Origin of the sequence: Curtobacterium sp. NPDC086286 (genome assembly GCF_044746255.1) — a bacterium.
GTDB lineage: Bacteria > Actinomycetota > Actinomycetes > Actinomycetales > Microbacteriaceae > Curtobacterium.
In genome coordinates this window covers 304,298-319,337 of sequence record NZ_JBIVBW010000006.1, presented here as the reverse complement: position 1 = coordinate 319,337, position 15,040 = coordinate 304,298, and the positions used below count along the sequence as shown (strand labels likewise).

Genomic DNA, 15,040 nt, shown 5'->3' with positions numbered 1-15,040 from the left:
GTGGGGGGCCCCGCCGCGCCCCGCCCCCCCTCCGTCTCGCGGGCGCGCCCCCCCCCCCCCCCCCCCCCCCCCCGGGGGGGGGGGGGCCCGGGCCCCCCCCGCCTCCTGTCTGTCTGCGGGTCGGGTCAAGCGATCCGCTTGAACGCCTTGTCGACGTAGCGGTCGACGGTTGCCCGCGCTTCGCGCGCGTAGCGGTCGATCGACGCGGTGCGCTCCGGGTCCGGTGCGTACTCGCGGCCGAGCCGAGCGGTGGCCGCGGCGAGGACGCCGTCGGTCAGCTGCGGGTTGAGCGGCAGGATCGGCCCCTGCGTGTGCGTGCCGAAGGAGTTGCCGACGATCGCGCCCTCGACCGGGGCGCCCGCCTGGTTGCCGCCGCCGGAGACGACGTCGGCGAACGGACGGACACCGGCACCGAGCTCGATGCGCGTCGCGTGGTCCTCGAAGCCGGCGAGGCGCGACGGGGCTCCGGGGAGCAGCGGGTACGCGGTCTCGAGCACGAAGTAGTTCACCCGACGCTCGGCGCCGCGGACGGCACGCGCGTCGAAGACCCCGAAGCCGGTCACGGGAGCACCGTCCGTCGGCACGACCTCGGTCGTGGCGAGGTCGAACCCGCCGCCGACGGCCACCACGGGCACCCCGGCAGCGGCGAAGTCGCGGAGCGGAGCACCGATGCGTGCGATGTCGTCACCGAGCGACCGCATCGCGCTGAGCGGTCCGTTGCCGATCACGACGACGTCCGCCGCGGCGGGGAGCTCGTCACCCGGCGCGTACTCGAGCACCTCGGTGGCGATGTCCGCGGCTGCGGCACGACGGACCAGGGCCGCCACGTTGCCACGGTCGCCCGAGACGCCCATCTGGCGGGGGTAGACGTGCAGGATGGTCAGCCGGTCGGCCGTCATGCGGTCTTCTCCATGTCCGGGTGGCCGAGGGCCTTGCGGGCGATCATCATGATCTCGTAGTTGACGATGAAGTTCTTCGTCCCGGAGGTCGTCGAACCGAGCTGCTCCATCTGCTTGATCGCGGCCTCGACGTCGGGCTCGACCCGGCCGATGCGGACACCGGCGTGCTCGAGGGCGATCGCGATCTGCCAGGCCTTGTCGCCGGAGACGACGTCGACGTGGTCGAGCTTCGAGAAGTCGATGTCGTAGATCCAGGAGATGTCCGGCGTGCCCTCGTCGATCGCCATGAGCACCTGTTCCGGGTGGTCCGGCAGGGCGTCGAGGTTGAGCTGGAGGCTCGCGGCGTTCTTGAACATCGTGAACTCGGCGGACTCGCCCGCGATGGGGAGTCGCTCACCGCGTCCGTACGCAGGCTTCATCGTGCCGAAGGCCGTCGTCACGGCGTCGGCGCGGAACTGCGCACCGAGTGCGGCACTCGCCGTCGCGGTGGCCGCTGCCGCGTCGACGGCGTAGTGCAGCCCGCGAGCCGGCAGGCGGACGGGGATCTCGGCACCGTCGAAGCGGATGGTCGCACCGTCGCCGGTGTTCACCACGACCTCGGCGTCGGCGACGTTCGGCACGGCGTCCTGCCGGTCGAAGTCGTCGGCGTTCTGCAGGCCGTTCGGTGCGGCGGCGACGACCTCGGCGCTGGCGCCGAAGCGCAGCACGCGCTGGCCGTCCGTGCCGACGTACGCGTCGAGGAACTGGTCGTCACGGTTGGTGATGACGTTCGCGGTCGACAGGGCCGCGGTGTCGAGCATCATCGTGGCGACGCGTTCGGTCTCGAAGAACCGGTAGAGCTGGTCGACCTGGACGTTGAGCATCGTCACGGTGGACGGCGACAGGATCCCGGCGAGCTCGACAGCGAAGGCCTCGTCCACCTCGAGGATCCCGATGTCCGCCTTGAGCTTGCCGCTCAGCGACACCTCGGACAGCAGCGCCGAGGCGATGCCCTGCGGCAGGTTCGCCCCGGACGGGTTCGTGAAGACCCGCAGCCCGTGCGCCCGCACGATGTCGGAGATCATGTGGGTCGTCGTCGACTTGCCGTTCGAACCGAGCACGAAGACGACGCCGTTCGGGAACTGCGCGGTGACGTGCTGGAGGAAGTTCGGCACCAGCTTGAGCACGATGTACCCGGGGTAGGCGGACCCCCCGCCCCGCGCACGTGCGAGGGCGCGGAGGATCCGCCCGACGAGGATCGGGATGACGAAGCGCATCGGCCTACTCGAGGTAGTCGCGCAGCGACTGCGACCGCGACGGGTGGCGGAGCTTCGCCATCGTCTTGGACTCGATCTGACGGATGCGCTCACGCGTCACGCCGAACGTGTCACCGATCTGGTCGAGGGTCTTCGGCTGGCCGTCCCCGAGACCGAAGCGCATGCGGATGACGCCCGCCTCACGCTCGGAGAGGGAGTCGAGCAGGCTCTCGAGCTGCTTCTGCAGCATCGTGAACCCGACGGCGTCGGCCGGGACGACCGCCTCGGTGTCCTCGATCAGGTCGCCGAACTCCGAGTCGCCGTCCTCACCCAGCGGGGTGTGGAGCGAGATGGGCTCGCGGCCGTACTTCTGCACCTCGACGACCTTCTCCGGCGTCATGTCGAGCTCGCGGGCGAGCTCTTCCGGAGTGGGTTCGCGACCGAGGTCCTGCAGCATCTGGCGCTGGACGCGGGCCAGCTTGTTGATGACCTCGACCATGTGGACCGGGATGCGGATCGTGCGGGCCTGGTCGGCCATGGCACGGGTGATCGCCTGACGGATCCACCAGGTGGCGTAGGTCGAGAACTTGAACCCCTTGGTGTAGTCGAACTTCTCGACCGCACGGATCAGGCCCAGGTTGCCTTCCTGGATGAGGTCGAGGAACTGCATGCCGCGGCCGGTGTAGCGCTTGGCGAGCGACACGACCAGGCGGAGGTTCGCGCCGAGCAGGTGCGACTTCGCGCGCTGACCGTCACGGGCGACCCAGCGCAGCTCGCGCTCTTCCGGCTTCGAGAGCCCGGTCGAGTGCTGCAGCTTGTCCTCGGCGAACAGGCCGGCCTCGATGCGCATCGCGAGCTCGACCTCCTGCTCGGCGTTGAGGAGGGCAACCTTGCCGATCTGCTTGAGGTAGTCCTTCACCGGGTCGGCGGTGGCACCGGTGATCGTCGTGGAGTAGACCGGCGCCTCGTCGTCGTCGGACTGCGAGATGACGAGCGCACCCGCGGCGACCGCTGCTGCGGCGTCCGGCTTGGTGTCCTTCTCGTCGGTCTCGGTGTCGGCGTCGTCGGTCGCGTCGGCCTCGGCGACCGGGGTCTCCTCGTCGATGTCCTCGTCGTCGTCGGCCTTCTTCTTCGCCTTCGGGGCGGCCTTCTTCGGGGCGGCCTTCTTGGCGGTGGTCTTGGTGGCGCGCTTCTTCGGCGCGGCCGTCCCCTCGGCTTCCGCAGCGCTCTCTGCTGCGGTGCCCTCGGGCTCGGTGTCCTTCGTGGGATCGATCGTCGTGCTCCGGGCAGCCATGCGATCACCTCTCTCGTCGTGCCACGTTCGTGGGGTCGTGGCCTCCCTCGCCGCCCAGGGCCTGCGCCGCGGTCTCCCGCGTCATCAGGTCCTACCGTTCCGGGCAGCACTAGGACCCATGTCAAGTCCCCCGGTTTCTGCGGCGCACTGGAGTGCTCCGAGACACAGGAGGCCCGAACGGGTCCGCGTTCATTATTGCACGCTCCGCTTCCGCAGGCGCGCAACGAGTGCAACCCAGAGCGGCCCCACCCGTATTCCGTCCTGGGCGTGCAGCACCCGGCGCGTGCGGCGACGGGCGTGCAGCAGCATCACGACGCCGATCCCGACCACGACGTACTGCACGGTGAGGGCCAGCCGGAAGTTCGTCCACGCGAACACGGTCTGCCCCGACGCCGACGACGCGACATCGAGGATCGTGCCGATCAGGAACATCATCACGAACGCGGCGAGGAACCCGCCGACGTTGACCACGCCGTTCGCCGACCCGAGGGAGCCGACGGGGTTGAAGGACCGCGCGAAGTCGAACCCGATGAGCGACCCCGGCCCGCCGATCCCCATCACGACGACGAGCACGATCAGCAACCACGTGGGCGGCTGCCCGGGCCACACGAGCACGGCGGTCCACACCACGGCGAGGGCGACGACGATCCCGAGCACGAGGTTCGACCGTCGCAGCGGGAACCGGGCGCAGAGCACGCCGAGCACCGGCCCGACGACGAACCCGGTGACGACGATCACGGTGAGGAAGCCGGCCGCCTCGGACGGGGAGTACCCCAGCCCGCGCAGCATGGGGACGCCCCAGAGCAGTGAGAAGACCGTTCCGGAGGACTGCGTGACGTAGTGGGACCAGAAGCCGAGCTGGGTACCGGGCCGCCGCAGCGCGTGCCCGAAGGTGTGGAACGCGCCCCGCCAGGTGTGCGGCAGCGGGATCGTGTCGGTGCGCACCGGCACGGGGCCGTTCCGGACGAAGACGAACGCCAGCACGAGCCCGACGGCACTCGCGGCCGCGGCGACGCCGAACGCCGGCGACCACCCCGCGGTGTGCAGCAGCACGGCGAACGGGAACGCCGACAGGATCTGCCCGACCTGGCCGAGGTTGCCGGTCCACTGCGAGATCTGCGGCAGGATCGGCCCGCTGAACCACATCGGCACGAGGCGGATCACGGAGATGAAGGTCATCGCGTCCCCGGCGCCGACGAGGACACGCCCCGCGATCGCCGGCCCGATGGTGGGCGACACCGCCACCACGGCCTGGCCGGCGACGAGCAGCGCGGCCCCCAGCAGCACGAGTCGGCGCGGCCCGACGCGGTCGAGGGCGATCCCCACCGGGATCTGGAGTCCGGCGTAGACGGCGATCTGCACCACCGCGAGCGTCGACAGCACCGCCGCCGACACCGCGAAGCGGTCCTGCGCGTCGACGCCGGAGACCCCGAGCGAGGACCGCTGCACGACCGCGAGGACGTACGCCAGCACCGCGACGCCCCACACGAGGAAGGCGCGGCGGGAGTTCACGTGACCAGGCTAGCGGGGGCGGCACCGCCGCCAGGACGGGCTGTGGAGAACGTGACGAGCGCGGCGGACGGGTGTCGCGCCTCCCGTCCGACGGTCCAGGAGGCGCGACCCGCCTCCGCCACGTCGGTGCGGCCGCTCGCCGCTCGCGTCGCCGTGGGTGCTGCTGATCGGTACGGCTAGTCGCCGCTCGCGTCGCCGTCGGTGCGGCGGTCCGCCAGGAAGCGTTCCAGCTCCGCGGCGATCGCGTCTGCAGTGGGGACCTGCCCGTCGACGCCGGTGAGTGGCGACGCGATCGGGTTGCCCTCCATGTAGGTGTCGTGCCGTTCCTCGAGCACCCCGACCAGACGCTGCAGCTCCTCGTTGCCGGCGACCTGCTCGTCGACGCGGGTGCGGAACTCGCGTCCCTCTTCGCGCAGCTCGTCGGAGGGGAAGATGAGGCCGGTGGCGGCGGAGATGCCGGAGAGCGCGGCGACGGCAGCGTCGGGGAACTCGGTGTCGGACAGGTAGTGCGGGACGAGCAGGACGAGTCCGGTGACCTGTTCGCCGAGCTCGGACAGCCGGTGCTCGACGAGGTGCAGGACGTTCGCGGGCGCCTGGGTCTCGGGCTTCCAGACGCTCATCTGCTCGACGAGGTCGGCGCGCGTGCCGGAGACGGTGAGGCTGATCGGGCGCGTGTGCGGGACGGGCATCGGGATCGACTGGACCCAGGTGGTGTCGGCGACCCGGAGCTGGGCGGCGAGGTCGGTGACCGCGCGGACGAACCGGTTCCACTGGAAGTCCGGCTCGTACCCGGAGAGGAAGAGGAACGGCTGGCCGATCTCGTCGCGCACGAGGTGCAGCCGGAGCCGTGGGGGCTCGACGGCGGCGATGTGGTCGTGCTCGAAGGTGATCACCGGGCGGCGTGCACGCCAGTCGAGCAGGACGTCCGGGTCGAACTCGGCGACGAGCTCCGTCTCGAGGTCGTCCAGGACGGCGGTCGTCACCTGCGCCACGGCCGAGCCGGCGTCGGCGAACCCGGTGAGTCCGGCGACCAGGTGCAGCCCCTCGGGGACGGACGGCGCGTCCTCGGCGAAGGTGTAGAGCTCCTCGGGGTGGTTCACCGTCCCCATGCTAGGCGGGGAGCCGGTGTCCCCCGGTGCCGGGCGACCACGCCGACAGCGAACACCTGCTGGATAGGGTTGGGGCATGGTCCGACCGACGCTCTCCACTGACTCCTCCGCTCCCGCCTCGATCTCCGCCGACGTCCTCGTGCTCGGTGTCCGGCCCGGTTCCGACGGCGCTCCCGCGACCATCGCGACGCCCGCCACGACGCCGTTCTCCGCGCTCGACGGCATCGACCTCGCCGCGATCGGTGCGACCGGTGCGAAGGACCAGCTCGTGCGCATCCCCGCCGTCGGTGTCGACGCGCAGGGCATCGCGCTCATCGGGCTCGGCTCCGGCACCGACGCAGCGGCACTCCGCTCGGCCGCCGGCAGCGCGGTCCGCCAGCTCCCCCTCGCGTCGTCGATCGTCCTCGCGCTGCCGACCGACACGACCGAGCTCGTCGACGCCGCGCTCGAGGGTGCCGCGCTCGGTGCCTACTCGTTCACCCGGCACAAGGGCGCCGGCACGACCGGTCCCGGCCGCGGGGACCAGCAGGTGACCGTGCTGGCACCCTCCGCCGCGGCCGACGCCACCGTCCGCCCGGCGATCGTCGGCGACGCCGCCACGCTCGTGCGCGACCTCGTCAACACCGCTGCCGGTGACCTCGGCCCGGCGGACGTCGCCGACGTCGCACGTGCGCAGGCCGAGGGGCTCCCCCTCACCGTCGAGGTCCTCGACGAGACCGCGCTCGAGGAGCAGGGCTTCGGCGGCATCCTCGGTGTCGGTCGCGGCTCGGAGCGCCCGCCGCGGCTCGTCGTCGTCCGGTACGCGCCGGAGTCCGCGACGAAGCACCTCGCACTCGTCGGCAAGGGCATCACGTTCGACTCGGGTGGTCTCTCGCTCAAGCCGGCCGCCTCCATGCTCGGCATGAAGACCGACATGACGGGTGCCGCCACCGTCCTCGCCGCGACCGTCGCCGCCGCGCGTCTCGGACTCGACGTCCGCGTCACCGCGTGGCTGTGCCTGGCGGAGAACATGCCCTCCGGCTCGGCGACGCGCCCCGGCGACGTCCTCACGCTGAAGAACGGCAAGACCGTCGAGGTCACGAACACCGACGCCGAGGGCCGACTCGTGCTGGGTGACGGCATGGCCGCCGCGTCGCTCGAGCAGCCCGACGCCATCGTCGACGTCGCGACGCTGACCGGGGCGCAGGTCGTCGCGCTCGGCGACCGCACCACCGGGCTCATGGGCAGCGACGACCTCGTCGCGCAGGTCCGCGCGGTCGCCGGGGCCGTGGCGGAGCCGATCTGGCCGATGCCGCTCCCCGAGGAGCTCGACGCCCGACTCGCGAGCGAGGTCGCCGACATGGTCAACGCCACCGTCGGCAACCCGGCGGGCGGCATGCTGCTCGCGGGCAAGTTCCTCGAGCGCTTCGTCGGCGAGGGCATCCCGTGGGCGCACCTCGACATCGCCGGTCCGTCGGAGAACAAGGGCGGCGGCTACGGGTGGCTCGGCAAGGGCGCGACCGCTGCCATGGTCCGGACGCTCATCTCGCTCGCAGAAGAGCTCCAGGCCAAGTAGTAGGTTTGACTCCGGCGGGACGGCGCGCTCGACGCGCCCCCGCCGGAAACCAACGGGACGGGACCGGAACCATGCGGTCCGACCGTCGGACGCCGCCGCCGCGGTGTCCAGTGGGGCCCGATCGGTCCCGACACGCACGAGGGAGTTGCACCAGGTGACGGAACAGACTTACGACGTCGTGGTCCTCGGTGGCGGCAGTGGTGGCTACGCCGCTGCGCTCCGGGCCGCCGAGCTCGGCATGAGCGTCGCGCTCATCGAGGGAGACAAGCTCGGGGGGACGTGTCTGCACCGCGGCTGCATCCCGACGAAGGCGCTGCTGCACGCGGCCGAGGTCGCCGACGCGACGCGCGACGCCGAGAAGTACGGCGTCATCGCCGAGTTCGCCGGTGTCGAGGTCCCGAAGGTCATCGAGTACCAGCAGGGCGTCATCTCGTCGAAGTACAAGGGCCTCCAGGGGCTCATCAAGGCGCGCGGGATCACCGTCGTCGAGGGCTGGGGCCGCCTCACCTCGCAGAACACCGTGCAGGTCGGCGACCAGACCGTGACCGGCAAGAACATCGTGCTCGCGACCGGCTCCTACTCGAAGTCGCTCCCCGGCCTCGAGATCGGTGGTCGCGTGATCACCTCCGAGACCGCCCTGCGCATGGACTACGTGCCGAACAAGGTCGTCATCCTCGGTGGTGGCGTCATCGGCGTCGAGTTCGCCAGCGTCTGGAAGTCCTTCGGTGCCGAGGTCACGATCGTCGAGGCGCTCCCCCACCTCGTCCCGGCCGAGGACGAGTCGATGTCGAAGCAGCTCGAGCGCGCGTTCCGCAAGCGCGGCATCGAGTTCTCGCTCGGTGTCCGGTTCCAGGGCGTCGAGCAGCACGAGAACGGCGTGGTCGTCACGCTCGAGGACGGCAAGACCTTCGACGGCGACATCCTGCTCGTCGCGGTCGGCCGTGGCCCCGTGACGCAGAACGTCGGCTACGACGAGGTCGGCGTCGCGATGGACCGCGGGTTCGTCACCACGAACGAGCGCCTCGCCACGAACATCCCGAACGTGTACGCCGTCGGCGACATCGTTCCGGGCCTGCAGCTCGCGCACCGCGGCTTCCAGCAGGGCATCTTCGTCGCCGAGGAGATCGCCGGGCTCAACCCGGTCATCATCGAGGACAAGAACATCCCGAAGATCACGTACTCCGACCCCGAGGTCGCATCGGTTGGTCTCTCGCAGGCCAAGGCCGAAGAGCAGTACGGCGCCGACAAGGTGGACTCGTACGAGTACAACCTCGCCGGCAACGGCAAGAGCCACATCATCGGCACGTCCGGTTCGGTCAAGGTCGTCCGTGTGGTCGACGGCCCCGTCGTCGGCGTCAGCATGATCGGCGCCCGGGTCGGCGAGCTCATCGGCGAGGCACAGCTCGCCGTGAACTGGGAGGCCTACCCCGAGGACGTCGCGCCGCTCGTCCACGCGCACCCGACGCAGAACGAGGCACTCGGCGAGGCGTTCCTGCACCTCGCGGGCAAGCCGCTGCACGCACTGTGAACACCATGACCACCACCACGAACCACCCCTGCGAAGAGGAGTCCACCCGATGAGCGAATCCGTCAACCTCCCGGCGCTCGGCGAGAGCGTCACCGAGGGCACGGTGACCCGATGGCTGAAGAACGTCGGTGACCGGGTCGAGGTCGACGAGCCGCTGCTCGAGGTCTCGACCGACAAGGTCGACACCGAGATCCCGTCGCCGATCGCCGGCGTCGTGGAGGAGATCCTCGTGCAGGAGGACGAGACCGTCGAGGTCGGCACCGCGCTGGTGAAGATCGGCGACGGGTCGTCCGACGGTGGTTCCTCCGACGGTGGCTCCACCGAGTCGGACGAGTCCTCGAACGAGGCCGCCGCCGACGCCGAGGAGCCCGAGGCGGCACCGAGCACCGAGCAGGAGTCCGAGACCCCTGCCCCGGAGCCGACCGAGCCCGAGCCGGCGCCCGCCGGTCAGACGCAGCCCGCTGCGCCGCAGGCCCCGGCAGCACCGCCCGCCGCCGCTCCGGTGCCGCAGGCCGCTCCGGTCCCGCCGCCCGCCGCTGCCCCGCCGGCAGCGGTCCCGGCTCCCGCCGCCGCTCCGGCTCCGGCTGCAGCCTCGGGTGGCTCGGCCGCCAGCGCCTCGGTGCCGAACCCGACGCAGGACGCCTCGGCCTCCGGCTACGTCACCCCGCTCGTGCGCAAGCTCGCGAACGAGCAGGGTGTCGACCTCTCGACCGTCACCGGCTCCGGCGTCGGCGGACGCATCCGCAAGGAAGACGTCCTCGCCGCTGCCGAAGCCGCTGCGAAGGCCCCGGCCGCCGGTGGTTCCGCCGCTGCGGCCCCGGCCGGTCCGTTCGTCGCCGAGGTGTCGCCGCTGCGTGGCACCCGCGAGAAGATGACCCGCCTCCGCAAGGTCGTCGCCGAGCGCGCCGTGCAGTCGATGACCTCGACCGCGCAGCTCACCAGCGTCGTCGAGGTGGACGTGACGAAGGTCGCGCAGTTCCGTGACGCGCACAAGGCCGAGTTCCTCGAGAAGACCGGTTCGAAGCTCTCCTTCATGCCGTTCTTCGCCCTCGCGGCGTCCGAGGCGCTCAAGGCGCACCCGAAGATCAACTCGACCGTCGAGGGCGAGGAGATCGTCTACCCGGAGACCGAGAACGTCTCCATCGCGGTGGACACCGAGCGCGGCCTGCTCACCCCGGTGATCAAGGACGCGGCGTCGCTGAACCTGGCGCAGTTCTCGCAGTCGATCGCGGACCTCGCCGAGCGCACCCGCAACAACCAGCTCAAGCCGGACGAGCTCGCGGGTGGCACGTTCACGCTGACGAACACCGGTTCGCGTGGCGCACTGTTCGACACCCCCGTGGTGTTCCTGCCGCAGTCGGCGATCCTCGGCACGGGCATCGTGACGAAGCGTCCGGCGGTCGTGAAGGTCGACGGGCAAGAGGCCATCGCGATCCGTTCGTTCGTCTACCTCGCGCTGTCGTACGACCACCGGATCATCGACGGCGCCGACGCGTCGCGCTACCTCGTCGCGGTGAAGAACCGCCTCGAGGAGGGCAACTTCGGCCCGAACCTCGGGTACTGAGCCCAGCGCTCGTCGTACTCCGGACGGCCCCGATCCCACTGTGGATCGGGGCCGTTCCCCGTTTCTGGCGCGTTCAGCCGATCGTGAAGACCACCGCCGCGGTCAGCCCCGCGACGACCACGACCCCCACCAGCGCTCGTCGGAGCGGCAGCCGTCTCCCACCGCCGATCGGGAGGCCGTGCTCGACGACCCCGCGCAGCGCCGTCTCGAGGGAACCAGCCGGCCCCGGTGGCATCGACGTGCGCTCGGGCAGCCCGACGAGCAGGTCGTCCGACGGCCGTTCCCAGCGGATCGGGCGCGGCGCCGCGGCCGCTCGGACCACCGCCAACGCCGCACGCACCGCCGTCGTGTCGCCGTCGAGGGCCTCGGCGAGGGCACCATCGACGGCCGGACGGTCCGGCGCGCGTGCGTCGGTCCGCTCCCACACCAGCCGGGCCGCGAGGACCAGGACCCTCGCGCCGCTCTGGTCGGACCGACGGACGCCGTCCGACCCGGGTGGCCGGTCGCACAGCACGACCGCACCGGAATCGTCCACCAGGACGTCGTCGAGCCCCGCGGAGCCGATCTGCACCGCGCCGGACCGTTCGGTCACCGCGAGCTCCAGCATCGGCACGGTGAGCGTCACGGCGACACCGGTGGTCGGCGTGCCGAGGGTGTCGAGTGCCGCTGACAGCACCGTCCCCGCGGGACGGAGGACATCGACGGCGAGCCGTCCGTCCGCCAGTCGGCCGACGTCGACGACCGGGACGAGGTGACGTGCCGAGGGATCCGGGGCGACGGCGGCGCGGTCGGCGACCCAGGCGAGCAACGGCTGCTCGTCGTCCACCGCGTGCCACCGGACGTGATCGGGGAGCGTCTGCATCCGGACAGCCTGGCCGGGCCCGCCCAGCCTCCGGCGGACGGGACGCCGTCCTGTGGAGAACGCTGTTCGCCCACAGCCAGAGCATCGACGGTCCTCGGAAGTCGGGACAGGCCGTATCCTGGTCGCATGGCACGCAGCAGTTCTCAAGGTACGACGGCGAAGGAGCCGGGTCGTCTCAAGCAGATGTACCAGGTCTTCACGATGACCCGTCGGGCGGACCCGAGCTCCGTCTGGTGGTTCGCCCTGGCGTTCGTCGTCCCGGTGGTGCTGGGCGTCCTGCTCGCCCTGCTGCTGCCCGGGCAGAACTGGCTCGCGATCATCCTCTGGATCGTGGCCGGCGTGCTGCTGGGTGTGCTGCTCTTCCTGATCGTCCTCGGTCGGCTGGCCGAACGTGCCGCCTACTCGCAGATCGAGGGGCAGCCCGGTGCCGTGGGTGCCGTGCTGTCGAACTCGCTCCGCCGTCAGTGGCGCTCGAGCGAGATGCCGGTCGCGGTGCACGGTCGTTCGCAGGCCGCTGTCTACCGGGCCGTCGGCACCCCGGGTGTCGTGCTCATCACCGAGGGCCAGCGTGGCAACCTCAACCGCCAGGTCGACGAAGAGCGCCGCAAGGTCCAGCGCATCGTCCCGAACGTCCCGGTGCACGTCGTGCACGTGGCCAGTGGCAAGGACGGCGACGGTGACGACTCCGTGACGCTGCACAAGCTCCCCCGTGCCATGAACAAGTTCAAGAAGGCGCTCAACCGCAACGAGGTCCTGGCGGTCGCGAACCGGCTCGACTCCCTCACGCAGAGCCCGGCCGCGGCGATCCCGAAGGGGATGGACCCGATGCGGGCCCGCGCGGGACGTCCGCGCTGACGGACTCCCCCACAGACGACGAACGCCCCCGACCGTGCCAGGTCGGGGGCGTTCTGCGTCCGCAGGGCGCGTGGCAGGGCGGGCGCTGGCGCGGTGGGGGCAGCGGCCTCGCATGGTGCGGCTCTCGCCGGTCGGTGCGAGGTCGACCACGCGGTGCGGGCTCGTCGTGCGGCACCGAGTGGGCAACTCCATGCCCGGCGAAGCACCTCGCACCGTGCAGCGCGGGTCCGGTGCGCTGGCGGTCCGAACGTCGGCGATGGGTCGATCGCGCACCGTGCGAGGTTCGGCGCACCGTGGGACGGACGCCTGCTCGCACTCAGGACGGAACCTCGCACCGTGCTGCGCCGCGCTCTCGCGCCGCCCGCGCCACGCGCTCCGAGCCGCCGGGAGCGGCCTCGCGAAGCCGCGGCCCCGGCCGCAGCCCCCTCAGCGCCGCACCAACACCGTCCCCGCGATCCGGTCGTGCGCCCCACGGCTGTCGCGGTCGATGATCAGCGCCGGCACGACCAGGCACAGCAGCACCGTCCGCACCACCGGCCGCCAGACCCCGACGTACCCGCCGCGCATCGGCACCACCCGGAGCCCGACGCACACGTGCCCGAACGACCCCGACAGCAGGCAGATGAACAGGATCTGCAGCACGGCGAAGATCGCGATCTGGATCCACGAGTGCGCGATGTCCCCCGAGCCGTTCACGGGCGACCACACGCCGGTCACGTACGCCACGAGGTCGGCCAGCGCGCCGTCGATCAGCAGGGCCACGATCCGGCGGCCGATCCGCCCGACGCTGCGGGGCCCCTCTTCCGGCAGACCGAGGTCCTTGCCCGGCCAGCCGTCGGGATGCCCCGATCCCCCGGAGGACGACGCGGACGACGAACTGGTGCTGCGGGCCATGGTCCCAGCGTAGGCGAACGGGTCGACGTAACACGCACGAAACAATCCAGTCATGTCCGGGAAACTCGGTGTCAATAGCCTCGTCGGAGGGTGCCGAGATGGACCCTCCGACATCACCCAACCCATTGGAGATCGGCCCACATGTTCAGCGATTCCTCCGAGGTCCTGGCCTTCATCAAGGACACCGACGTCAAGTTTCTCGACATCCGGTTCACGGACCTGCCGGGTGTGCAGCAGCACTTCAACATCCCGGCCTCCACCGTCGACGAGGACTTCTTCTCGGTCGGCCAGCTCTTCGACGGCTCCTCGATCCGCGGCTTCGCGTCGATCCACGAGTCCGACATGCAGCTCATCCCCGACGTGACGACGGCGTACATCGACCAGTTCCGCGCCGAGCGCACGCTGATCATGATCTTCGACATCTACAACCCGCGGAACGGCGAGATCTACGGCCGTGACCCGCGTCAGGTCGCCAAGAAGGCGGAGAAGTACCTCGCGTCGACGGGCATCGCGGACACCGCGTTCTTCGCCCCCGAGGCCGAGTTCTACATCTTCGACGACGTCCGCTACTCGGTCACCCAGAACAAGTCGTTCTACTCGGTCGACTCCGAAGAGGGCGCCTGGAACACCGGTCGCGAGGAAGAGGGCGGCAACCTCGCCAACAAGACCCCCTACAAGGGCGGCTACTTCCCCGTGTCGCCGGTCGACAAGACGGCCGACCTCCGCGACGACATCACCCTCAAGCTGATCGAGGCGGGCTTCGAGCTCGAGCGCTCGCACCACGAGGTGGGCACCGGCGGCCAGCAGGAGATCAACTACAAGTTCGACACGATGGTCCACGCCGCGGACGACATCCTGAAGTTCAAGTACATCGTCAAGAACACCGCCGACCAGTGGGGCAAGGTCGCCACGTTCATGCCGAAGCCGCTCTTCGGTGACAACGGTTCGGGCATGCACACCCACCAGTCCCTCTGGAGCGACGGCAAGCCGCTGTTCTACGACGAGAACGGCTACGGCGGCCTGTCCGACCTCGCCCGCTGGTACATCGGTGGCATCCTCAAGCACGCCCCGGCGCTGCTCGCCTTCACGAACCCGTCGATCAACTCGTACCACCGTCTGGTGAAGGGCTTCGAGGCCCCGGTCAACCTGGTCTACTCGGCCGGCAACCGCTCCGCCGCGATCCGCATCCCGATCACGGGCACGAACCCCAAGGCCAAGCGCATCGAGTTCCGCGCGCCGGACGCCTCGGGCAACCCGTACCTCGCGTTCGCCGCGCAGCTGATGGCGGGCCTCGACGGCATCCAGAACCGCATCGAGCCGCACGAGCCGGTCGACAAGGACCTCTACGAGCTCCCGCCGGAAGAGGCGAAGGGCATCCCCCAGGTCCCCGGCTCCCTCGACGAGGCGCTCGAGGCGCTCGAGGCGGACCACGAGTTCCTCACGAAGGGCAACGTCTTCACCGAGGACCTCATCCAGACCTGGATCGACTACAAGCGCGAGAACGAGATCCTCCCGCTCGCGCAGCGCCCGCACCCGTTCGAGTACGAGCTCTACTTCGGCGTCTGACGCACACCGCACCACGAACGCCCCCGCACCGGTCTCCGGTGCGGGGGCGTTCCGCTGTCTCGCCTGCGGGCCCGGCCACCGGGTGGGAACGTGCCTGCCTGGAGGCGCGGCGCACGCCCGGCGGGCCGGCACCGCCCCTCCAGGCGGTCGCGTCCACTGCCGGAGCG

General features: G+C 70.8%; 12 protein-coding genes. 5 read left to right on the top strand and 7 right to left on the bottom strand.

Annotated elements, in window-relative coordinates:
• Positions 1-125: 125 nt before the first annotated feature.
• From ACIPKM_RS13255 to ACIPKM_RS13235, 5 genes are all read right to left on the bottom strand, one after another.
• Positions 126-899, bottom strand: a complete 774-nt coding sequence (locus ACIPKM_RS13255) for a type 1 glutamine amidotransferase (RefSeq protein WP_071295249.1) — start codon at positions 897-899, stop codon at positions 126-128.
• Positions 896-2,155, bottom strand: a complete 1,260-nt coding sequence (locus tag ACIPKM_RS13250) for a MurT ligase domain-containing protein (RefSeq protein WP_402736890.1) — start codon at positions 2,153-2,155, stop codon at positions 896-898. The genes ACIPKM_RS13255 and ACIPKM_RS13250 overlap by 4 nt, the downstream gene beginning before the upstream one ends.
• A 4-nt stretch (positions 2,156-2,159) precedes the next feature.
• Positions 2,160-3,428, bottom strand: coding sequence for an RNA polymerase sigma factor (locus tag ACIPKM_RS13245; RefSeq protein WP_070418796.1), 1,269 nt, complete (start codon positions 3,426-3,428; stop codon positions 2,160-2,162).
• Positions 3,429-3,620: 192 nt separating this feature from the next.
• Positions 3,621-4,940, bottom strand: a complete 1,320-nt coding sequence (locus ACIPKM_RS13240; protein WP_402716120.1) for a nitrate/nitrite transporter — start codon at positions 4,938-4,940, stop codon at positions 3,621-3,623.
• Between the two features lie 176 nt (positions 4,941-5,116).
• Positions 5,117-6,049: a proteasome assembly chaperone family protein gene (locus tag ACIPKM_RS13235; protein ID WP_070418794.1), complete on the bottom strand. Its 933-nt coding sequence runs from the start codon at positions 6,047-6,049 to the stop codon at positions 5,117-5,119.
• 76 nt (positions 6,050-6,125) lie between these two features.
• Between ACIPKM_RS13235 and ACIPKM_RS13230 the strand changes: the two genes are divergently transcribed.
• From ACIPKM_RS13230 to sucB, 3 genes are all read left to right on the top strand, one after another.
• A complete protein-coding gene (locus tag ACIPKM_RS13230) occupies positions 6,126-7,604 on the top strand; it encodes a leucyl aminopeptidase (protein WP_402736889.1) in 1,479 nt (492 codons plus the stop codon).
• 154 nt (positions 7,605-7,758) lie between these two features.
• Positions 7,759-9,132 carry a dihydrolipoyl dehydrogenase gene (gene lpdA / locus ACIPKM_RS13225; protein WP_070418792.1) on the top strand — a complete coding sequence of 458 codons (1,374 nt, stop codon included), beginning with the start codon at positions 7,759-7,761 and terminating at the stop codon, positions 9,130-9,132.
• A gap of 49 nt (positions 9,133-9,181) precedes the next feature.
• Entirely contained in the window at positions 9,182-10,696 is a 1,515-nt protein-coding gene (sucB, locus tag ACIPKM_RS13220) for a 2-oxoglutarate dehydrogenase, E2 component, dihydrolipoamide succinyltransferase (RefSeq protein ID WP_092387436.1), read from the top strand.
• A gap of 73 nt (positions 10,697-10,769) precedes the next feature.
• Here the strand turns inward: sucB and ACIPKM_RS13215 are convergent, their stop codons facing one another.
• Entirely contained in the window at positions 10,770-11,558 is a 789-nt protein-coding gene (locus ACIPKM_RS13215) for a hypothetical protein (protein ID WP_402736888.1), read from the bottom strand.
• A gap of 126 nt (positions 11,559-11,684) precedes the next feature.
• On the opposite strand from ACIPKM_RS13215, the gene ACIPKM_RS13210 reads away from it, so the two are divergent.
• Positions 11,685-12,413 carry a DUF4191 family protein gene (locus tag ACIPKM_RS13210; RefSeq protein WP_071295244.1) on the top strand — a complete coding sequence of 243 codons (729 nt, stop codon included), beginning with the start codon at positions 11,685-11,687 and terminating at the stop codon, positions 12,411-12,413.
• Between the two features lie 426 nt (positions 12,414-12,839).
• Here ACIPKM_RS13210 and ACIPKM_RS13205 read toward each other — a convergent pair whose 3' ends face one another.
• Positions 12,840-13,307, bottom strand: coding sequence for an RDD family protein (locus ACIPKM_RS13205; protein ID WP_070418788.1), 468 nt, complete (start codon positions 13,305-13,307; stop codon positions 12,840-12,842).
• A gap of 141 nt (positions 13,308-13,448) precedes the next feature.
• On the opposite strand from ACIPKM_RS13205, the gene glnA reads away from it, so the two are divergent.
• Complete coding sequence (gene glnA / locus ACIPKM_RS13200) at positions 13,449-14,873, top strand: type I glutamate--ammonia ligase (protein ID WP_070418787.1); 1,425 nt, start codon at positions 13,449-13,451, stop codon at positions 14,871-14,873.
• Positions 14,874-15,040 lie beyond the last annotated feature (167 nt).